At 43.4% G+C, this 21,101-nt stretch carries 23 protein-coding genes and 1 riboswitch; of the genes, 17 read left to right on the plus strand and 6 right to left on the minus strand.

Going from position 1 to position 21,101, the window contains the following annotated elements; genetic code table 11:
* Positions 1–76 precede the first annotated feature (76 nt).
* Both HP456_RS06505 and HP456_RS06510 read right to left on the minus strand, forming a co-directional pair.
* The gene (locus tag HP456_RS06505) at positions 77–979 is read right to left on the minus strand and encodes an ABC transporter ATP-binding protein (RefSeq protein ID WP_172249276.1); all 903 of its coding nucleotides are present in this window, start codon (positions 977–979) and stop codon (positions 77–79) included.
* The gene (locus HP456_RS06510; protein ID WP_172249278.1) at positions 972–1,361 is read right to left on the minus strand and encodes a GntR family transcriptional regulator; all 390 of its coding nucleotides are present in this window, start codon (positions 1,359–1,361) and stop codon (positions 972–974) included. The genes HP456_RS06505 and HP456_RS06510 overlap by 8 nt, the downstream gene beginning before the upstream one ends.
* Before the next feature lie 111 nt (positions 1,362–1,472).
* On the opposite strand from HP456_RS06510, the gene HP456_RS06515 reads away from it, so the two are divergent.
* The 5 genes from HP456_RS06515 (at position 1,473) to HP456_RS06535 (ending at position 6,053) form a co-directional block, all read left to right on the plus strand.
* Positions 1,473–1,613 carry a hypothetical protein gene (locus tag HP456_RS06515; protein WP_172249280.1) on the plus strand — a complete coding sequence of 47 codons (141 nt, stop codon included), beginning with the start codon at positions 1,473–1,475 and terminating at the stop codon, positions 1,611–1,613.
* 172 nt (positions 1,614–1,785) lie between these two features.
* Positions 1,786–2,574, plus strand: a complete 789-nt coding sequence (locus HP456_RS06520; protein WP_172249282.1) for an ABC transporter ATP-binding protein — start codon at positions 1,786–1,788, stop codon at positions 2,572–2,574.
* Between the two features lie 3 nt (positions 2,575–2,577).
* Entirely contained in the window at positions 2,578–4,203 is a 1,626-nt protein-coding gene (locus HP456_RS06525; protein WP_172249284.1) for a hypothetical protein, read from the plus strand.
* Between the two features lie 305 nt (positions 4,204–4,508).
* Positions 4,509–5,321 (plus strand): ZIP family metal transporter, encoded by an 813-nt coding sequence (locus HP456_RS06530; RefSeq protein WP_216663192.1) that lies wholly within the window; start codon positions 4,509–4,511, stop codon positions 5,319–5,321.
* A 189-nt stretch (positions 5,322–5,510) separates the two neighbouring features.
* A complete protein-coding gene (locus HP456_RS06535; protein ID WP_172249286.1) occupies positions 5,511–6,053 on the plus strand; it encodes a histidine phosphatase family protein in 543 nt (180 codons plus the stop codon).
* Between the two features lie 58 nt (positions 6,054–6,111).
* Here HP456_RS06535 and HP456_RS06540 read toward each other — a convergent pair whose 3' ends face one another.
* Complete coding sequence (locus HP456_RS06540) at positions 6,112–6,435, minus strand: YflT domain-containing protein (protein ID WP_172249288.1); 324 nt, start codon at positions 6,433–6,435, stop codon at positions 6,112–6,114.
* 149 nt (positions 6,436–6,584) lie between these two features.
* Between HP456_RS06540 and HP456_RS06545 the strand changes: the two genes are divergently transcribed.
* The 5 genes from HP456_RS06545 to thiT all read left to right on the plus strand — a co-directional run bounded on the left by HP456_RS06545 (position 6,585) and on the right by thiT (position 9,670).
* Complete coding sequence (locus tag HP456_RS06545; RefSeq protein ID WP_172249290.1) at positions 6,585–6,911, plus strand: thioredoxin family protein; 327 nt, start codon at positions 6,585–6,587, stop codon at positions 6,909–6,911.
* A 199-nt stretch (positions 6,912–7,110) separates the two neighbouring features.
* Positions 7,111–7,428 carry an RNA polymerase sigma factor gene (locus HP456_RS06550; protein ID WP_246288814.1) on the plus strand — a complete coding sequence of 106 codons (318 nt, stop codon included), beginning with the start codon at positions 7,111–7,113 and terminating at the stop codon, positions 7,426–7,428.
* Positions 7,425–8,393, plus strand: a complete 969-nt coding sequence (locus HP456_RS06555) for a DL-endopeptidase inhibitor IseA family protein (RefSeq protein ID WP_216663193.1) — start codon at positions 7,425–7,427, stop codon at positions 8,391–8,393. The genes HP456_RS06550 and HP456_RS06555 overlap by 4 nt, the downstream gene beginning before the upstream one ends.
* 121 nt (positions 8,394–8,514) lie before the next feature.
* Positions 8,515–8,814 (plus strand): hypothetical protein, encoded by a 300-nt coding sequence (locus tag HP456_RS06560; protein WP_172249293.1) that lies wholly within the window; start codon positions 8,515–8,517, stop codon positions 8,812–8,814.
* An 85-nt stretch (positions 8,815–8,899) separates the two neighbouring features.
* Positions 8,900–9,004: riboswitch (TPP riboswitch) on the plus strand.
* Positions 9,005–9,073: 69 nt separating this feature from the next.
* Complete coding sequence (gene thiT, locus HP456_RS06565) at positions 9,074–9,670, plus strand: energy-coupled thiamine transporter ThiT (protein ID WP_172249294.1); 597 nt, start codon at positions 9,074–9,076, stop codon at positions 9,668–9,670.
* 22 nt (positions 9,671–9,692) lie between these two features.
* Here the strand turns inward: thiT and HP456_RS06570 are convergent, their stop codons facing one another.
* Positions 9,693–9,971: a hypothetical protein gene (locus tag HP456_RS06570; protein WP_172249296.1), complete on the minus strand. Its 279-nt coding sequence runs from the start codon at positions 9,969–9,971 to the stop codon at positions 9,693–9,695.
* A gap of 79 nt (positions 9,972–10,050) precedes the next feature.
* Here HP456_RS06570 and HP456_RS06575 point away from each other — a divergent pair, with 79 nt between their 5' ends.
* From HP456_RS06575 to HP456_RS06595, 5 genes are all read left to right on the plus strand, one after another.
* Positions 10,051–10,812 carry a threonine/serine exporter family protein gene (locus HP456_RS06575; RefSeq protein WP_376766196.1) on the plus strand — a complete coding sequence of 254 codons (762 nt, stop codon included), beginning with the start codon at positions 10,051–10,053 and terminating at the stop codon, positions 10,810–10,812.
* 62 nt (positions 10,813–10,874) lie between these two features.
* Positions 10,875–11,330 carry a threonine/serine exporter family protein gene (locus HP456_RS06580; RefSeq protein ID WP_172249298.1) on the plus strand — a complete coding sequence of 152 codons (456 nt, stop codon included), beginning with the start codon at positions 10,875–10,877 and terminating at the stop codon, positions 11,328–11,330.
* A gap of 155 nt (positions 11,331–11,485) precedes the next feature.
* Positions 11,486–13,660: a beta-propeller domain-containing protein gene (locus HP456_RS06585; RefSeq protein ID WP_172249300.1), complete on the plus strand. Its 2,175-nt coding sequence runs from the start codon at positions 11,486–11,488 to the stop codon at positions 13,658–13,660.
* 298 nt (positions 13,661–13,958) lie between these two features.
* Positions 13,959–15,647: an ABC transporter ATP-binding protein gene (locus HP456_RS06590; protein ID WP_172249314.1), complete on the plus strand. Its 1,689-nt coding sequence runs from the start codon at positions 13,959–13,961 to the stop codon at positions 15,645–15,647.
* Entirely contained in the window at positions 15,640–17,421 is a 1,782-nt protein-coding gene (locus HP456_RS06595; RefSeq protein ID WP_246288817.1) for an ABC transporter ATP-binding protein, read from the plus strand. Before HP456_RS06590 ends, HP456_RS06595 begins: the two co-directional genes overlap by 8 nt.
* A 431-nt stretch (positions 17,422–17,852) precedes the next feature.
* Here HP456_RS06595 and HP456_RS06600 read toward each other — a convergent pair whose 3' ends face one another.
* Positions 17,853–18,275 (minus strand): pyridoxamine 5'-phosphate oxidase family protein, encoded by a 423-nt coding sequence (locus HP456_RS06600; RefSeq protein WP_172249302.1) that lies wholly within the window; start codon positions 18,273–18,275, stop codon positions 17,853–17,855.
* A 164-nt stretch (positions 18,276–18,439) separates the two neighbouring features.
* On the opposite strand from HP456_RS06600, the gene HP456_RS06605 reads away from it, so the two are divergent.
* Positions 18,440–19,102, plus strand: coding sequence for a uracil-DNA glycosylase (locus HP456_RS06605; protein WP_246288818.1), 663 nt, complete (start codon positions 18,440–18,442; stop codon positions 19,100–19,102).
* A gap of 161 nt (positions 19,103–19,263) precedes the next feature.
* Here HP456_RS06605 and HP456_RS06610 read toward each other — a convergent pair whose 3' ends face one another.
* Positions 19,264–19,512: an alpha/beta-type small acid-soluble spore protein gene (locus HP456_RS06610; protein WP_172249304.1), complete on the minus strand. Its 249-nt coding sequence runs from the start codon at positions 19,510–19,512 to the stop codon at positions 19,264–19,266.
* Positions 19,513–19,743: 231 nt separating this feature from the next.
* Here HP456_RS06610 and HP456_RS06615 point away from each other — a divergent pair.
* On the plus strand, positions 19,744–21,101 hold a 1,358-nt coding region (locus HP456_RS06615), incomplete at its 3' end, for an alanine/glycine:cation symporter family protein (RefSeq protein ID WP_216663194.1).

The raw sequence follows: 21,101 nt of genomic DNA on the forward strand, positions 1-21,101 counted from the left end.
AAGTGCAAACAGGAGACCAATGAAGTACACGATTCCAAGCCAGCCGACACTCCGTACACTTTGTGTTATAAGTTCTTTATTGATCCAAGATGTTTTGGATGGCATACCCAACATCCCCCATTTCATATATAAAAATTTCTTCTAGTGTAAGTGGAAGCAAATCAAAGATGACTGGATGATAAGTAAGGATCTGCCGGTTGATTTCCTCATCGTCTCCTCGGACGATGCATAGTAATACACTGCCGCGTTCTTCTTTGTGCAGGACATCGAGTTTGTTGAACAGTTCTGCCGGCACTGCATCCTTAAAAGCGAGCTGGATCTTATGAATACCTGATTTCAGATCATCAAGCTCCTTTTCCAATAGGAACTTGCCTTGATGAAGGATCGCAATATGATCACAGATATCCTCAACCTCTCTCAGGTTGTGGGAGGAAATCAGAATCGTCATCTCCCTTTCGGCTACTTCTGTAATCAGTATGTTTTTTAATTTTTTCCGTACAACGGGATCAAGTCCGTCAATCGGTTCATCCAGTACAAGTACATCGGGCTTAGCAGACAATGCTAGAATAAAGGAAGCTTGGCGCTGTACCCCTTTTGAGTACTTATGAAGCTTTTTATCCGGATTGATTTCAAACAGTGCCGTAAGTTGTTGGTAGTACTCCCTGTCCCACCGGCTGTATGTGTTTTGATAAAATTGTGCCATCTGCTTCAGCGTATAATGAGTGAAGAAGAATGGCTGATCTGGAAGGAAAACGATTTTCTCTTTACTGCTGTCTGTCTCGAAGACAGGCTGACCTTCAAGAGTAATCTCTCCTTGGTCTGCCTTTAAAATCCCGGCGATTGTACGCAACAATGTAGTCTTTCCTGCACCATTCGAACCGAGTAGTCCATAGATGGATCCTTTTTCTATGGAAAATGAAATGTTATGAATGATTTCTGTTTTGTCAAATGCTTTACTGACCCCATTAATCTCAATCATCAGCTTGATTCCCCCCCACTGATGCCTCGATATCGGCGATCATTTCTTTTAAATCTTCAACGGTAATCCCTAAGTAAAGGGCTTCTGATAAAAGTCTTGTGAGTTCTTCTCTCACTTTCATGATTTTCTCCGCATTTTGAATGTGACTTGAAGGATTGACAAAGCTACCTCTCCCTTTCACTGAATATATATAACCTTGAGATTCAAGTTCCCTATATGCTTTCTGGATCGTGTTTGGATTTATCGTCAACTGCTGAGCTAATGTGCGAACCGAAGGCAACTGCTCATCCGGTTTCAGCACCTCATTGATCATCAGTTCTTTCAGTTTCTCCACCAACTGTTCATAAATGGGCTTCCGACTTCTTAAATCAAGTTCAAACATATCCACCCTCCCAACTGTATACAGTGTACTATATGTGTTAATACAGTTAAAGTATATAACATGTTCTTCCATTTTAGAAGTGTTTTTTGAAATAATCTTCTGGGGGTTGAAATGCAGCTGTTGATTTCCGTGAAAGACTTCGCTTTCCGCGGGCTGCACATGCCCTTCCTGCGGGGTCTCACCAGCTTCGCTTTTCCAGAAGGATTCTTCGGATTCCACTCCAATCAACAGCTGGAACCATCCAAAATCTAAGAATGATCATTTAAAACTTGCGAATAGTGAGAGGTGTTTATTACAAACTAAAATGAAAAATCCACAACCTGTACTGCATGATCCCCCGTCAAATTACGGAAGGAAATGAATATTCCAAATAAGGGAATTTATGTTAGCATAATGAATAAATACATAGAAAAGAGGGGACATCATGAAAGAGGGAAACGAGCCGATTTTATCAATCCGTGGACTTAAGAAGAGTTTTGGGATCAAAGAAGTATTGAAAGGTGTCGATTTAGAAATATATAAGGGGCAAATCATTGGATATATAGGACCGAACGGTGCAGGGAAGAGCACGACGGTGAAGATCATCCTTGGACTGGAGGAGGGATATTCCGGCGAGGTGCGTCTTTTTGGAGAAGATATTTCCGGTCAGTCTGCAGCGTATAAAAAGAGAATCGGATATGTACCTGAAATGGCTGATTTGTATGACAACCTGACTGCTGAAGAATATTTGACGTTCATCGGTGAGTTGTATGGACTCGAGGCAGAAGCCGCGGGGGAGAAGGCAGAGAAATTAACAGCATTATTTGGTCTCACCGAAGTCTATCAATCTCGAATCGCCTCGTACTCCAAAGGGATGAAGCAGAAGATATTAATTATATCAAGCCTGCTTCACAATCCGGACATCCTTTTTTTCGATGAACCGATTAACGGGCTGGACGCAAATTCAGTGATGATATTTAAAGAACTCCTCGCGCAATTGGCGGCTCAGGGAAAAACTATTTTTTATTCCTCTCACATCATGGATGTTGTAGAAAAAATAAGTAACAGGATCATTCTTTTACATAATGGAATGATTGTGGCAGACGGCAGTTTTGCAGAATTGAAGAATACGAACACTGAAGGGACTCTCGAAGAGATATTTAACCAATTAACCGGATTTAATGAACACAAGGAAACGGCGCAGCAGATAGTGTCTGTTGTTCAAGGGGTGTAGGGAATGAAGGAATTTCGTACACTACTGTTTCTGGATTGGTTTCGGGTGATCTTTGAAAAAATGGGCTTTGACTATCCCGTACTCCGAAGAATCCTGCAGGTGAAATTCACCATGGATCAGCGAAGGGTCCCGACTGTATTTCAGCAGCAGGGGAAAAAGGGGAAGGAATCAAAGAATGAGAACCGTTTCATCAAATCATTGTGGATCTATGCTCTTTTTGGATTGTTCATCATTCCTTTCGTATTAATGGGTGATCATTATATTTTTCAAATGAGCATTGCATTTGCTGTCATCATGTTTATCATCATGACATCGATGATCTCGGATTTCTCGGTTGTCATATTGGACATCAGGGACAATACCATCTTATTTACTAAGCCGGTAGAGAAAAAGACGATCAGTCTGGCGAAGACCATCCATGTATGTGTATACCTGTTTTTCTTAACCGGGGCCATGACAGTCATTCCCCTGATCGCAGCGTTGATCAATCAGGGATTTTGGTTCTTCCTGCTGTTTCTAGCGGGAATCCTCCTAACCGATATCCTGATTGTTGTATTCACTGCTTTACTCTATTACCTTATCTTAAAATATTTTGACGGGGAAAGATTAAAGGATATCATCAACTATGTGCAAATCGGCCTTTCGATTGGGCTTGCTGTCGGTTATCAGGTAGTCGCCAGGTCATTTGAATTTGTCGATCTGCAGGTGACCTTCACCGCACAATGGTGGCAGATATTTTTTCCTCCAATGTGGTTTGGTTCACTGTTTGAATGGGGTCTGAACGGCGGGGGCAATCCGTTGATCATTTTGTTTTCCGCGATGGCGATTTTTTTTCCTTTTGCAGCACTTGGTATCTACATCAAAATACTTCCTTCCTTCGAGAGGAATCTGCAAAAACTCAATTCGCATGGGGGGAAGAAAGGCAAGAAGTCCAATGTGATTGGGAAGAGCCTCATGAGACTCATGTGCTACAGCAAGGAAGAACGTGCATTTTACCAATTCGCTCATTATATGATGAAAAATGAGCGGGAGTTCAAATTGAAAGTCTATCCTGGTCTTGGATTTGCGATCATCCTTCCATTTATTTTTGTCTTCAATCACTTGATGATGTCTTCGTTTGAAGATCTCTCTTCAAGCATGGTGTACCTATCCATTTATGCAGGGTTGATCGTCATCCCGACGGTCGTGATGCAGCTGGGGTATTCGGGGAAATATAAAGGGGCGTGGATTTATAGGGTGGTACCTGTCGAGAGGCATGCCCCGATTCATAAAGGCACTCTGAAAGCGTTCCTTGCAAAACTTTTCATCCCTTTATATTTGGTGATGGCAGTATGCTTTCTATTCCTTTTTGGCATGAACATACTCCCCGGGCTTATCATCGTACTGATCAGTGCCTTTATTTACACGGTCATTTGCTATAAATTATTGAGTGACGGACTTCCTTTTTCTGAGAGCTTTGATGGAGTGAAGCAAAGTGATGTGTGGAAAGTGCTTCCCTTTTATATCATCATCGGAGCATTCGTCGGTCTGCATATTTTGTCATTGAAGATCGACTATGGAATATATGTTTATCTAGTCCTTCTCTTGATTACGAATTTCAACATTTGGAAATTATCGTTTAAAGATTAATTCCTTTTAGCTCCGCTGTTGATTTACACTAACCCTTGAGCCAAGGTTTGAGCATCTTAACATAACCGGATAATGAAGGAAGGAAATGAGTAAAAGAGCTGAGCATACAGGTTTTGGTGCTTGGCTCTTTTACTTTGAGGGAAGGTTTGAGCATGGCTTGAAGAATGAAACAGGCACAATATTGGGCGGATGTCATATATATAGAAAACAGGCATTTGGGTTTGCGCTTAAACATTTACTTTGACAAAGAAAGTTTCCCGGGTGCAAAATAGACGTATCAGAAAAATGCTGGGAGGAGTGGATGTATGATGGATTGGTTTACAGCGTTGAATCCGACTGTTCAAGCGCTGTTAGGCGGGACATTGACATGGGGGTTGACTGCCCTGGGCGCCGCAACGGTTTTCTTTTTCACAAAAATTGAGAAGCATACGATGAATATGATGCTCGGATTCGCTGCAGGGGTCATGATTGCAGCGTCCTTCTGGTCACTGCTCGCGCCGTCGATCGAATTCAGTGAACAGAACGGCCAGATTCCATGGCTTGCCCCCGCGATCGGATTTTTACTTGGAGGCTTGTTTATCAGGCTCTTGGATTTTGTGGTCCCCCATCTTCATCTGGGCAATGCCCAGGATAAAGCGGAAGGTCCTCCGACGAAGTTTAAAAAATCCACTTTGCTCTTTTTGGCCATCACCCTTCATAACATTCCCGAGGGACTTGCGATTGGCGTAGCCTTCGGAGCTGCAGCGTTGGGCATTGGAGATGCAACGGTCGTCGGAGCATTGGGTCTTGCGATCGGCATCGGCATTCAGAATATGCCTGAAGGAGCCGCATTGTCCGTCCCACTCCGGGGAGAAGGGATGTCTAAGGCGAGGGCATTCAATTATGGTCAGCTTTCTGCGATCGTGGAGCCGATTGCAGCCGTCATCGGGGCAGCAGCCGTCATCCTGGTTCAGCCGCTCCTGCCATATGCGCTTGCATTCGCTGCAGGAGCGATGATCTTTGTCGTTGTCGAAGAACTCATACCGGAATCACAATCATCTGGAAGTACTGATCTTGCAACCCTGGGTCTGATGGCTGGTTTTGTGGTGATGATGATTTTGGATGTTTCTTTAGGATAATGGTTGAATTTCAAGAGGCATGCACTGTTTGAACGGCATGCCTCTTTATTAGTACTCAAACTGAAAGAAAGGTTCTAACCAACCTCCTATGAAACCAACCACAGTCCAGTTCCCAAGAATAAAGGAAAAACCTATCAATCTATAGAACATACATAATTAATCTATTAACAAAATGAAAAGGAGTAAACGATGAAAATTGGACTTGTCCGTCATTTTAAAGTGAAGAGGGGATACCCGAATTCTATTGTCTCTTCAGAGGAATTAATGAAATGGGTAGAAGAGTACGAAGCTTCAGATGTGGAGGAAAATGAGGTTGAACTTTGCGGTATTGAATGGAAAGCCTGTTATTCCAGCAATATGAAGAGAGCTCAGGTGACGGCACAAAAAGTGTTCGAGGGTGAAATCATCTTCCTGGAAGAATTAAGGGAAATTCCGCTTGCACCTCTCTTTCCATCAAAAATGAGACTTCCTCTGTTCATTCATTTATTTGCCATTCGGGTCGCATGGTGGTTCAATCATCCATCACAGTCTGAAAGCAAGAGGGAGGTACTTAAGAAAATTAACAGAATAGTAGACAGAGTCATTTCAGAAGGTGAGGACGTGCTGATTGTCGGACATGGCGGAGTGATGATGTTTATGAGGAAGGAATTGACCAGGCGCGGGTTTTCAGGCCCGTCATTCGGGAGACCCGATAATGGGGTGGTCTATATTTTTGAAAAAGGAAAAGGATGACCCGCCGAGCCGAATCATCCTTTTCCTCTGTATGATTAACTTCGCATCTACTATCAAACTAGTTCTGAACCAATAATAAGATTTTACCTTCATCCAGTTTTTCCTCGTACTGATCGGCTTCCTCTTTAGAAAATCCCATCTCCTGTAACTGATTGCGCAATTCGTCGCCTTTGCTCAGCATCATGTTGCCGACAGCCGTTCCGATGCCTGTTTCCGCTGCGCCGATTTCATTAGCCTTTGCATTATCTGCTACACGCTCTGTACGGTCATCATCGTGCGATAAAACATAAAGATTCTTTTTGTCTATGCCTTGAGAAGATAATTTTTCCACTTCTGAAATTAATTCCTTATCATCATAGAATTCTTTAACAGTCGGTTTCATTTGAATCTCCTCCAATATCATTTATAGTACAATCATTCTTTTCCCGACTTATCATGATAATAAACATGCTCGCTAAACAGGATTCATGAATAATGAAAGGGGAATACATAATTATAATCAGTTCATGCAGGAAAGAAAGGAGATTGAAAATGAAAGAAATTCATGCTTTGGAATCCCTTAAACATACAATTGGAACTGAAAAGATGGTTATTTTATATATATCAAGACCAAATTGTGCGGTTTGTCATGCATTACTCCCGCAGGTTAAAGAGGTATTGAAGGAGTACACCGGGATTGTGTCCGTTCATGCCGATGCAGATGAAATACCTGAACTCGCCGGAGAGTACTCGATCTTCACGGTGCCGGTGTTAATTGTTTTTATAGAAGGCAAAGAAATGATGAGAAAAGCTCGATTCATTCCCATTAATGAATTAAACAAGGGACTGTCCAGGCTGGTAACCATGTACGAAGTCTAAACAAACGTTTGATTAAAAACCTGAAAACTTATTACAGCAAGGGTTTATGGTGTTAAACGCTTGTTTAATGGTTGAAACAGGATATCGATGGGCTGTCATTCAGGCAGCTCTTTTTTGTGCTGGAAAAAATAAATATCAGGAAAATAAAACCAATCCCTTTATGAAATCGACTAATATGTACAGTAAAGGGGGAAGAGCATTGAGAGAGGGTCCGGATCAATTAGAAATGCTTTATGAAAAGTACTTTCAAGATGTCTATCAATATGTATTATTTTTCACGAACAGTCAAACCGAAGCAGAGGATCTGACCCAGGAAACATTCATCAGAGTGTTTAAAAGTTATCCTCTTTTTAGTCATAGATCTTCCATTAAAACATGGATCATTTCCATTGCGAAAAGGACTGCGATCGATTACTACCGCAAACGGAAATGGATATCCTTGCTTCCTGAAATAGTAGCGAATGTAATGAGAAGTGAGGAAGGTAATCCTCAACTTTTGCTATTGGATTTCTGTTGAGTGATGATGATCGTTCATTGAGCAATCAGGGGTTACAGGAGCCGCCCGAGACATCGGAAACTGTGCCGGAGGATAAAGCAATACCTCGGACAGGGCTGAATGAGGAATTGGCTGCACAGATGCTGGGAAGGGCATTTGCCCATTATTCGGCAGTGGTTAACGGCGGGGGGACGGAAATGTCCGATACGTTTATTTACAAAGGTGAACCATATCGTTATTTAGAAGCAGCCTTCGATACTCAAGCAAAGGTAATGGAATATTTGATGGAAACATTCACGAAAGAAGTTGCCGAGGAGATAATGGATATACACTCTTTTGAAGAAATCGAAGGGAAGCTGGCACAGCCGGATGAGGATTTTTCCGAAAGGTATATATGGGAGGATGCGGCAGCTATAAAAATCCTCAATCCAAATGGGAACACCTATGTCACCTTTGAAGTGCCTGTTGAAAGTGGAGAGAAGGATACGGAGATTTTCGAAATTTCATTAAGTTATGCGGAGGGCTGGAAGATCAATGGATTAATGCCTGTCTCTCCATCTTCAAATGAAGAAAAAACAGAGGATTCAACACACCGGGATTTCTCCTTGACGGATAAAGAAACAGCTGTATATCAAGTGTTCTCTGAAGATCCAACCGAAGTACACTTGAAGGGTATGAGCCCTGTCAGCATTGCTAAAATCTATGTGCAGGCCTTAATAGATAATAGAAAAGATCTTGTCTATGAATTGTATACAGACCGTCGTAATTACATCAGATGGACCAAGGAGGAGCAGGAGTCATTTCCTCCTGATAAAAAAGAGACTATCTTGGAAACATATAAAGGAATTGAAAAAGGAGAGTTCATCCAAAAGGATGATATCCACGGTTTTATAAGCTTCGATAATGGCGGTGAGGGGAAAATGGGCTTCCAAATGGTTAAGGATGAGGATGGCTACTGGAGTGTAGGATTTATGCCTGTTCAATAGATTTTTCTGACAAAAGAGCTGATGAAAAAAAGTAGCTCTTTTGTCATGTCCCAGTGAATAAGTATATAATAAATAGTATACGGAATCTTCAGATTTACTTTTCCGGGAAAGGAGAGGGTAGATGCTTAGATTGTCCAGAGCGAATAAAGTGATCTTGACGATTGCAGTCATTCTTCTATTTATTGCAGCAAATCAAATGACAATTGTTCAGCACCTGACAGCACGGATTGCCACCAACCTCTATGTTGGCCTGAAATACAACCATCTCGACCTTAAATACGAGGACGTTGAGTATTCTCCACAATTCGGAGATTATTCCGTTGCTTACAAGGATAAAGACGGCAGAGTCTATGGCTTCATGGTTGCCCCGAAATCAATGCCGGTCATCATCCTGCACGATCCACTTAATGATAGTCCCTGATCCCATGTCTTCATCTACTTGTCCGCAAATTCTTTTAATCTCGTAAATGTTCCTGTATAATACTCATTGAAATTAATTAAATAAACGTGACCACAAGGGGAGCGATATGCTGAGAGTGAACGGCACTGCCTGTTCTGACCCTTTGAACCTGTTAGTTAGCACTAGCGTAGGAATGTGGACGATGATAGGCTGCAGTGCCTGATTATATTTACAGTCTCCCTCTTATGGTTTCGTTTAGAAAATAAAGGGGAGATTTTTTATGAAATCTTTAAGTTTAGTCGTGTTGATAGAGGCTTCACTAATGGCCGCCTTTGCAATCATTCTTGACCTGCTGCCTTCTATCGATCTTTCACCAAGCATTTCCATCTCTTTCTCGATGGTGCCGATTTTCATCCTTGCGTTCAGAAGAGGTTTTAAAGCAAGTCTCTTGGCGGGATTTGTTTGGGGAGTATTGCAGGTTGCACTTGGCAACGCGTGGATCGTCACGCCTGTTCAAATGATCATCGAATACTTTATCGCGTTCACTTTCATTGGTTTTGCCGGCCTCTTCTTTCGCCGGATTCAGCAATCCTTGCGTGCTGAAAGTAAACGCAAAATATATATATGGGTAGTCGCTGCAACGGTCGCCGGGAGTGCCGCCCGCTATTTTTGGCATTTCATTGCAGGATTCATCTTCTTTAAAGAATATGCACCTGACGGCATGTCCCCTGTTCTCTTCTCACTCTTTGCAAATGGGGTGACGATGCTCGGATCTGCTTTATTATGCTCGATTGTCCTGATCTTCTTAATTGCGACCGCTCCACGTTTGATCAGACAGGGTGTTCCAGTGGATGAGCAGGAACGTAAAGCTTCATAACGTGCTAAAAATGAACCGATCCCTATGGGATCCGGTTCGTTTTTTGTTTAGAGGGGGATTGAAGATTGTCAGTAATTGTAGAATGGTCGATAAATAAGGATTTTGGACGATAAACAAGAAAACGGTCGATAAACCCAGGTTCTGACCGGCTTGTACCAGGTACAATTCCTGCTTCTTGTACCTGGTTGCAGGGGCGGATTAATAACTCGCCGCGGGGTTGAATCCAGTTCGCGATTCCTTCCAAATCGATTGTTTTCCACCCGAAAGCGGTCCAGCCACCCGCTGGTTCAAAGTATTTCACCCTCCTCATTGCTAATAAGGCTGTTTTTCCGATAAACTATACCTATTCAAAAAAACGAGATGTGTATGGAGAGATTCTTTTGGAAGCAAAAATGATACGAAGATACGATATAATGGAAGTTTGCCTGCTGGCCGGTAAAATCATGCTTCAAAGCGGAGCGGAGACGTATCGGGTGGAAGATACGATGATGCGGATTGCAGCTTCCTTCGGGATAAAGGAATCGCACAGCTATGTGACTCCGACAGGGATCATCTTTTCGATTGAAACCGATGAACCGACAAAGACGAAATTGATTCGTATTAATGAGCGGTCGACAGACCTTGAAAAAGTGACATTGGTCAATGGAATATCACGTAAAATCAGTTCAGGTCAATTAACCATTGAGGAAGCATACAATGAACTGGAAATACTGGAGGGGGAGGATCACTCCTACTCCTTCCTTGTTCAAATACTCGCTGCTTCCATTGCAAGCGGGTGTTTTCTCATCATGTTTCTGGGAACCTGGGAAGATTTCATCCCTGCCTTCATTACGGGAGGGACCGGATATATGAGCGTCATTTATTTACATCGCTTTGTTCCCATCAAATTCTTTGCGGAGTTTCTCGCATCTTTCATTATCGGGATTCTTTCCTTTGGATTCGTTTATATTGGAGCCGGACAGGAACTGGATAAGATCATCATTGGGTCGGTCATGCCACTTGTGCCAGGACTTCTCATTACAAATGCGGTACGTGATCTGATGGCTGGTCATCTTGTTTCAGGGCTATCTAAAGGTGCAGAAGCATTCCTGACCGCATTTGCCATCGGCACCGGTATAGCGGTTGTATTTATGATTATTTAATTGGTATCTGCCTTAAAGAGGAGAGAAGTGCAAACCCATATAAATAGAAGGGAGAATTGGGAATGGTAATCCTTGAACATTTACTTACAAGCTTCATCGCGGCTGCTGCTTTTGGCATCATCTTTAATGCGCCAAAGCAGTCATTATTCAAGTGTGGAATTGTCGGGATGCTCGGCTGGACTATTTATATGATCATGTTCCTAAATGATGTGGATGCCGTTCTGGCGACTCTTCTGGCTTCATTTGTCGTTGCGGTCATCAGTCAGGTGTTTGCCAAGATGTATAAAACGCCTGTCATCATTTTCAGTGTAGCGGGAATCATCCCTCTCGTGCCGGGCGGACTTGCTTATGATGCGATGAGAAATTTTGTGCAGAACGACTATAATGCTGCAATCAACCTCGCCGCAAAATCGTTCATGATATCGGGAGCGATCGCCATCGGACTCATTTTCTCGGAAGTGATCAATCAAATTATACGAAATGCCAGACTCAGCGCAAGTGCGCGGCGCATGCGTTGAAGCTGATACGACGGACCTTGGAAGCAGGGTCTGTTTTTTATTGAATATCAACCTTCTCGATAAATCCAATGAACGATATGAAATGATGGTCGCTTGTAACTTTCTTCCACCATCCCCGTCTAATGAAGAAATAGAATAAAAGGTGGGTTAATCATATGAAGAAGCCGTATCTCTTGATCATTGCAGGTGTTGTCCTGGCCGCGGCAGCCGCATTGTTTTTCTTCTATCAGCAGAAGCCTGTCGTCATGGCAGAGGGCAGTGTGGAAGGCAGTCTGGTCGTGATGCAGGATAGTGAATGGAGCCTTCAATTTACTGAACCGGTGAAAACAGACACAATCAACAACAAGAGTGTTATCGTGAAAGACTCAGAGGGGAATGAAGTGGGGGTTTCATACGAACTGAGCGAAAATCAAAAAACACTTACCATCCATCCGCCTCCCGAAGGTTACCCTGAAGAATCCCGGCAATTTACCCTTACGATCTCTTCAGAAGTGAAAACAAAATGGGGCATGGCATTCGGGGGAGACACGAACTTGACCTTCAATGTCACTGAAAAGCTTCCTTCCTTTTCTTCACAAAAAGAACTTGAGCAATATTTTCGAACGATAGTAAAGCGAGAAAAAATGAATAGGGAAGAGTCGGAATTCGGGCTGTTTCGGCAGGAATCTTCAAATTCCGCCGAAGATAAAGCTGCGGGTGATGCTGAAAGTTCAAGTCCGGGTCACTCAGAAACAAACAATCAGGTTCAAGGTGTGGATGAGGGGGACATCGCCAAAACAGATGGAGCCTATATCTATCAAGTGATGAATCAGAAACTGGTCATTTCAAAAGCTGTCCCGGCCAAAGACATGAAAGTCGTTTCCTCAATCCCGTTTGATCATGACATCCAGCCGCGCCATTTATATATGGGGAAAGACAAGATAGTAGTGATAGGGGAAAGCTGGTCCCATGAAGGGAGGGAAACCAATGAAAAAATGATGCCCCGCCCGATTAATGGCTCTTCTACTGTGATGATTTATGACATCTCCAATAAAGAAAAGCCCTCCCTGATAAGAACCGTGGAGGTTGAGGGACAATATATGACCTCCAGAAAAATAAATGGCACCCTTTATTTTGTATCCAATTTATATCCTGATTATTGGCTTGCCGACAAAAATCCTGAGACTGACTTAAGGCCGAGGGTGAAAGACAGCTTGGAAGGCGAAGGGGCTAAACCAATTCCTGCTGACAGCATCAGCTATTTTCCTCAGTCGAATCAGCCTGATTTCACAATGATTTCTGCTTTGGATATTGAAGATCCCAAGGCTGACCTTAATGTTCAGTCGTACTTGGGCAGTGGAAACAGCATTTACATGTCACGGGAAAATCTTTATATTGCTGTGGAGAAATTTGGTGATAAAGAAAGTTGGGGTGCATCAAGTACGGAGGTATATAAATTTGCGGTGGATGATTCAAAGATTACCTATAAGGCATCCGGGCAAGTACCGGGAAGGGTGCTGAATCAGTTTTCCATGGATGAGCATGAGGGATATTTCCGGATTGCGACGACAGATGGCGAGGTATGGAATGATGAAAAGCCATCATTGAATGCGCTTTACATTTTAGATAGCAATATGAAGAAAACAGGCGAAGTTGCGGACCTTGCCAGGGGGGAACGGATTTATTCTGTCAGGTTCATGGGTGACCGGGCCTATATCGTCACCTTCAAGCAAGTGGATCCCCTGTTTGTCATAGATACAGCAGATCCTGAAAACCCCGAAGTACTTGGAGAATTAAAGATACCCGGCTTCAGTACTTATCTTCATCCAATCGATGAAAACCATTTGATCGGTTTCGGTTTCGATACGAAAATCATGGACGACGGCAAATCGTTCAATAAAGAGCCGCGTATCGTCAGGAATGGAATGAAAATTTCGCTTTTTGATATCACCGATTTTAACCATCCGAAAGAATCGGATACCGAAATCATCGGCGGTTCGGGTACGCATTCTTATTTGCTTGAAGATCATAAGGCACTCTTTCATGAGCCGTCCCGTCATCTTTATGGATTCCCGATTTCTGTTTATCACGATAAAAAGGGAAGCGAATATGAACAGGTATTTGACTATCAGGGGGCCCTTCTTTATGAAATCACCCCGGAAAAAGGCATTGAATTAAAAGCGAAACTGTCCGAAGGGGATGATGGACAAAAGGACATCTATGAAAATTGGGAGAATAATATCCAGCGGCTCCTCTATATCGATGATTACGTGTACACCTTATCCAATCGAAAAATTCACGCTTACTCATTGGATCATTTTAAAAAAGAAAGTTCATTGCTTGTTCAATGATTGGGTTAATGCCTCCAAACAGGTAGTTTGGAGGCATTTCCCTTCCAACAAAACAACCTTTTTGTTAAACGTTTCACGTGGAACCTTTCCAGAGGGGTTTCAAACCGGATCGAAGATGAAATTCTGATTTATCTCCTTCAATACGGCAACATCTCAAGATACCGGTCACCAAACTACCCCTCCGTATAAAAAAGCGATATCATGATACATATACATATGATAAAAATATTGAGTATGACGGCGTAAGGGGTGTGTTTCTTTGAGGGTTATCGATTTTTTGAAACCTTATCGGCTTGCGATGGGGGTTGCCTGGACACTGATGCTTGTGGAGCTCACAGTTGAGTTGTTGAATCCATTGTTCATGGCGAAAATCATTGATCAGGGGATTATGAAGGAAGATCTGGATGTGGTGCTTCTATGGGGCGGAATTATGGTCGGCATGTCGTTTCTTTCTTTTATTTCAGGTGTGGTGAATTCGTTTTTTGCGGCACATACGAGTCAGGGTTTCGGTTATGATGTGCGGGAAAGCTTATATAAGAAAATACAGTCGTTTTCTTATGCGAGTTTCAATAAATTGCCTTCCTCATCACTCATTACAAGGATGACGAATGATGTGAGGCAGCTTCAGAATACGATTTTTATGAGTTTGAGAATCATGCTGAGAGCCCCTTTGCTTGTGATAGGATCTACGATAATGGCGTTGATTGTAGATGTGAAGCTTGCCCTGATTTTAGTTATCGTGATTCCCTTCTTATGGGTGTTTTTATTATGGGTCCTCAAACGCGGGTGGAGTTTGTTCGAGAAAGTGCAGACACGGCTCGACCGCGTTAATGAAGTGATGAAGGAAAATCTTTCAGGCATACGTCTCATCAAGGCGTATACACGCGGGGAGTATGAAGAGAAACGGTTTCACGGAGCAAACGAAGATTTGAAGAATAAAACGGTGAGCGCCCTGAGGTTTATGGAGATTATCATGCCTCTCTTAATGCTCGTGATGAATCTGGCCATCTTGATCGTCTTATGGTCCGGAAGCATTGAGGTTAGCACAGGTGGAGCTCAAGTGGGGGAAGTTGTGGCGATCGTTACCTATGCCACCCGGATATCCTCCGTGTTTTCCATCTTCTCTTTCATTATTACCAGTTTCTCAAGGGCCCGTGCCTCTGTCGATCGTATCGAAGGGGTGCTCGATACGGAGGTTGATTTAAGAGATGGTGAGGCTGCAGACGAGAAACACAAAGTCACAGGCGGAGAAATCACGTTTGACGGCGTTTCCTTTCTTTATCCTCAAACCCGGGGGAAGGTTCTCAAGGATATTTCTTTTCATATAAAGGAAGGAGGGACGGTATCTGTTCTGGGGGCAACGGGTTCAGGGAAATCCACTCTCTTCCAGTTGATTCCGAGACTTTACGATATAACGGAAGGTGGAATAAAAATCGATGGGCATCCGCTCCGGTCAATCACTCTCGATAATTTGAGGAAAAGTATAGGATATGTCCCTCAAGAAGCAATTCTTTTCTCGGGTTCTATCAGGGATAATCTATTATGGGGTGAAGAGGAAGCGTCCGAAGAGGATATGATCCGGGCAGCGAAGGATGCTCAAATCCATGAAACCATAGAAAACCTTAAGTATGGGTACGACACTCCACTAGGGCAAAAGGGAGTGAATCTATCGGGAGGTCAAAAACAACGCCTGTCGATTGCAAGGGCTCTTATCCGCAATCCGAAAATCCTGCTGCTTGATGACAGCACAAGCGCCCTTGATTTGACAACAGAATCCAAGCTGCTGGGGGCAATCAGGAAATATGAATGCACAACGATCATCATCACGCAGAAAGTCAGTACCGCGATGGAATCGGATGCCATCTTACTATTGGAAGACGGGGTGCTCATCGGGAATGGCTCCCATGATACGCTTCTAAAGGAATCATCTTTATACATGCAAATTTATCAATCACAATTTGGAGAGGGTGAGGTGCATCATGTCTAGGCATATGAGGAAGAAACTCGGAAAAGATGACAAAGCGAGTGATATGAAAGGAACTCTCGGCAGGATATGGGTGTACCTCTCTAAAATGAGAGGGCTTCTTCTTCTGGTCATTTTGATGGTCCTTATCAGTTCAGCCGCCTCGCTTCTCGGTCCATTTTTAGTGGGAAGGGCGATTGATCAATACATTGTCACGAAAGAAGCTGCGGGCATCATACGACTTCTTGCCGGTTTGATCATTGTCTATCTTTTTCACTCAGTGTCTGTCTGGTGCCAGAATTATTGGATGATCGGAGTCGCTCAGGATACGGTCTACCGGCTCAGGAAAGATCTGTTTCACAGACTGCAGCTGCTTGCAATCCCTTTTTTTGATAAAAGGAAACATGGGGAGTTAATGAGCAGGATAACCAATGATATCGACAATGTAAGTAATACATTGAACAGTTCATTCATCCAAGTCATCTCAAGTATCCTGACACTTGCAGGGACGGTCGCGGTCATGCTTTGGCTCAGCCCGCTGCTCACTCTCATCACCCTTACAATCGTGCCGCTCATGGTATTTGGGATGAAGTGGATCACGAAACGGACAGGTCCGCTGTTCAAGCAGTATCAGCAGAATATCGGTGAGTTGAATGGTTATATCGAAGAAACCATCTCCGGGCACAGCATTATTAAAACGTTTTCCCGTGAAAATACTGCCATTGAAGAATTCGAAGCAAAGAACAAAAAGCTCCGTACAGCTGCCTACTGGGCAGATACGTATTCAGGTTTCATCCCTAAACTGATGAACATGCTGAACAATTTAAGTTTTGCAGTGATCGCGGGAATCGGCGGGATTTTTGCTCTCAATGACATGATCACCATTGGGGTGATTGTCATATTTGCCGAGTATGCAAGGCAGTTTACAAGGCCCCTCAATGAGCTTGCCAATCAATATAATACATTGTTATCCGCGATTGCCGGGGCAGAACGTGTATTTCAAATCATTGATGAAGAGGAAGAGGCTAAAGATGAAGGGAATGCAAAAGAAATCAATACAGTAAACGGGAGGATTGAATTTCAGAAGGTGTCTTTTTCTTACGGGAAAAATGATTCTACCCTCAAGGAGGTCTCCTTCTGCATAAATCCAGGGGATACAGTCGCACTGGTAGGTCCGACCGGTGCAGGAAAGACGACGATCACAAATCTATTAACTCGCTTTTATGAGCTTAATAAAGGTAGGATTCTGATCGATGGACAGGATATTGAAACGATTACTCGCAAAAGCCTGCGCAGGGAGATGGGATTTGTGCTTCAGGACAGCTTCCTGTTTCAGGGGACAATCATGGAAAATATCCGCTATGGCAGGTTGAACGCAACTGATGAAGAAGTAGTAGGGGCGGCCAAATTGGCAAATGCCCATTCCTTCATTGGAAAAATGCCTCATGGATATCATACCGTCCTGAGGCAGGACGGCAGCGGGATCAGTCAGGGCCAGAAACAGTTATTATCGATCGCGAGTGCCATTTTATCCGACCCGTCGATCCTGATTCTTGATGAAGCGACTTCAAGTATCGATACGATCACTGAACTGAAAATCCAGGATGCTCTCAAAACCTTGATGAAAGACCGAACGTCAGTAGTGGTGGCACATCGTCTCAATACAATCCGGCAGGCAGACCAAATACTCGTACTTGATCAAGGCGAAATCATCGAAAAAGGGACGCATGAAGAGCTCTTGAGGCAGAAAGGTTTTTACCATGCACTCTATAACAGTCAATTGAAAGAAAGCAGTTAAATCGAAAGCCCGTCCCGCATTGCTTTAAAGCGATGCGGGACGGGCTTTCGATCCTGAAAATTGAAAAAGCCCCCAAAGGCTGACCTTCAGGGGCTTTTGGTGAGGGCTGACGTTCCTGTCAGTACTCCCTCTGTAATGCCTTATATCGGACAAGGCATAGTCTGTAACTTGCAACATCACAAGTAATATATTTATATCTTTAAACGTATTCAGATAATAAACAGCCGCGGGCAATTCCTTGAGTCGTTTGATAAACCTAAACGACGTAAGCCCTACCTCTCTTACATCCTAACGGCTCCGAAGCCGATCCAGTGTGAATAAGTTACATATCAAAACAGAATAGAATTACAACATTATCTTTTCTAGTCGTTTTAATTATGTCACAAGTTAACAATAACTAAATATATCATATGAATGAATGGTTGTCAACATTATAATTCAAGTGTGTGGGGGGAGCCCTCTTCATCATTCATTAATCGAATCGTACCCGGTGTGATTTTTAACACGATATAATTCGGATCATCTTGCCCGTCAAACCACTTCTCCAAATGCTTGTTCCAAAGCTTCTCTTTATATTCACCGGAAGTTTCGATCGATGCCTGTCCCTGGATTTCCACAAATGTATCGCCGTATCCTTCCCCTTCATAGCCGAGAAGGATATGTACATTGGGATTGCTTTCGATCTCTTCCGCCTTATGAGTTTCTTTACTTGTGGGCGTATACAGTGTAAGTTCATCATTGAAGAAGGTCATATAACGGGAATGCGGCTTGCTGTCTTTCACCGTTGCCAGAGTACCGACTTTGCTATCTTCAAGAACCTTCAAAATATGCTGTTTCAAAATATTGTCATTCATATTAGCCATCTCCTTATTTAAGTATATCCATACTATTCCTTAAGAAATGCTGCAATAAACATATGGATGTGTATAGGTGCAGCATAGTTGGGTATAAAGAAATTAAAAGCCAGACGCTTTTCCAGCCTCCGATAATGCTTTACAGCAGCGGGGGACGGCTATTGATGAAAAGGGTGATGAACGTGCTGCCAAAGGATCTGGTTGAACAGTGCAAGAAAAGAATGGAGCCATACAATTGTGAAGGATTTGTTTATGGACGCGGGCCGGAGAAGCCTGAAATCATGATTGTGGGAGAAGCGCCCGGTGAAACGGAAATACATAATGGTATTCCTTTCAGCGGAAGGGCGGGAAAAGTTTTGAACGAGTTTTTTGATTACCTCGATATTTCAAGAGACGATATTTACTTTACGTCAACCGTCAGGAGCAGACCTTATAAAATAGTCCCCAAAAAGGCGGGGCCGAATGGAGAAGTCATACAGAAGAAATACAACCGGGCACCGAACATGAAGGAACAGATTGCTCATGCCCCGATCGTCGATTATGAAATCCGGCATATTAAGCCAAAGCAGATCGTGACACTTGGCAACATCGGCCTGCAAAGATTATTGGGAAAGGACTATAAGATTTCAGAAGTCCACGGGCAGCTGATCCAAGCACCGGTCCGTCAGCTCAAGAATATGGACATAAACGAATGGGAGCTCAGTGAACAGGAATACTCCATTTTCCCGACTTTTCATCCCGCCTCCATCTTTTATAATCGATCTCTGCTTGAAAAAGTGTATGAAGATTTAGATGAGCTGAAGAAAATATTGCTTAGTAAAAAATGAAGCAGCGGTAGATGAAACTTTTGGGAAGATTGTTTAGTACCATCGGATATCCTGAAGGGGAAAATGGACTGAAGTCGTAAACCGATTTCAGTCCATTTCATGTTCAAGGAGAAACAAGTCACAAAAAAAAACAAATGGGATGACTCCAAATGAATACATATTTACTTCTTATTCAAATTCTCCTGCGCCATCCTCACTAATTCTTTGACCATATTCCCGCCCATCCGGCCGCCGATTTTCCCGGCTTGTTCAGACGTCAGTTTTCCGTTGTATCCTTTATCCAGAGGGATTCCTTGCTCCCTGGCGGCTTCGAACTTAGCATCATTGGGGTCGCTGACTCCGGCCACCCTTGCCTTCAGCTGATCCATTGCTGACCGGGATTCCGGGACTAAAAGTTTTCGTCTCGACATTTAATAGCCTCCTTTCGTCATTAGGTTGCCCAAAAAAAATTTTTATACAGGCCGGGTCTTGCTATACAAGGGTTTTGGAGTATAACGGCTTTTCTACGGAGAAAAAAAGATTGTCTAATTTGTGTCAAATAAAATATAATTCATAATAGTTAGATAAATTTTAGGAAAAAAGGGGGAAACACTGTGGAAGAAATTGTAGGCAAATTGGTGGGTATTCTTTGGTCACCCGTCATGATTTACTTTTGTTTAGGTGTAGGTCTTTTATTTTCTATCTTAACAAGGTTTTTGCAGGTGCGTCTCATTAAAGACATGGTGGTTCAGATGTTCAAGGGGAGCAGTTCAAAATCAGGGGTATCCTCATTCCAGTCCCTGGCACTTTCTTTGTCGGGACGTGTAGGAACGGGAAATATTGCAGGTACAGCAACTGCCATCGCATTTGGTGGTCCCGGCGCGGTATTCTGGATGTGGACCATCGCATTCATCGGGGCGAGCAGTGCCTTCATTGAATCGACACTTGCACAGATTTACAAGGTAAAACAGGATGGAGAGTATCGCGGGGGGCCAGCCTATTATATTGAAAAAGGGATCGGCTGGAAGTGGTATGCGGTTTTATTCTCATTGGCTACGCTGCTGGCGATAGGGGTATTGATGCCGGGGATCCAATCGAATTCCATCGCACAGGGACTTGATAATGCATTTGGTCTCAATACGTCTGTTACCGGCATCGGGCTAGTCATTCTTCTTGCCGTGATCATCTTCGGTGGCGTCAAGCGCATTGCAGGCGTTGCTTCTTATGTAGTTCCTTTCATGGCGATTGCTTACATCCTATTGGCTTTAGTGATAGTGGGAATGAACATTGGAGAGATTCCTGGTGTCATTGCTCTTATTTTCAAAAGTGCATTCGGTGCCGATGCAGCATTCGGCGGAATCATTGGAAGCGCGATTGCATGGGGTGTTAAACGTGGAGTCTATTCCAACGAAGCAGGTCAAGGTACAGGACCTCACCATGCAGCAGCCGCTGAAGTATCCCACCCGGTCAAACAAGGTCTGGTTCAGGCGTCTTCCGTTTATATCGATACGCTGCTTGTATGTTCGGCAACGGCATTCATGATTTTATTCACAGGGGCCTACAATGTAGAAAAGCCTGATGGAACTGCCATTGTTACAAACCTTGAAGGAGTTGAAGCTGGTCCTGCTTATACGCAGGCTGCGATCGAATCGGCCATTCCCGGATTCGGTGCTGGATTCGTAGCGATCGCCCTATTCTTCTTTGCCTTTACAACAATCATGGCTTACTACTACATGGCTGAAACAAATGTGGCGTATTTATTAAAGGGCAAGAACGCTAAACCAGCTATTTTCCTGCTTAAATTAGTTCTGCTGGGAGTCACTTTCTATGGGGCTGTCAAAGAAGCCGCACTTGCCTGGGCTCTTGGGGATATCGGCCTTGGAATCATGGTTTGGCTGAACTTGATCGCCATCCTCATCCTGGCAAAACCTGCTCTTCGTGCCCTTAAGGATTACGAAGAACAGAAGAAGCAGGGGCTTGATCCAGTCTTTAACTCCACAAAGCTCGGTATTAAAAACGC

This window comes from Bacillus haikouensis, assembly GCF_013179555.1.
Classification (GTDB): domain Bacteria; phylum Bacillota; class Bacilli; order Bacillales; family Bacillaceae_B; genus Rossellomorea; species Rossellomorea haikouensis_A.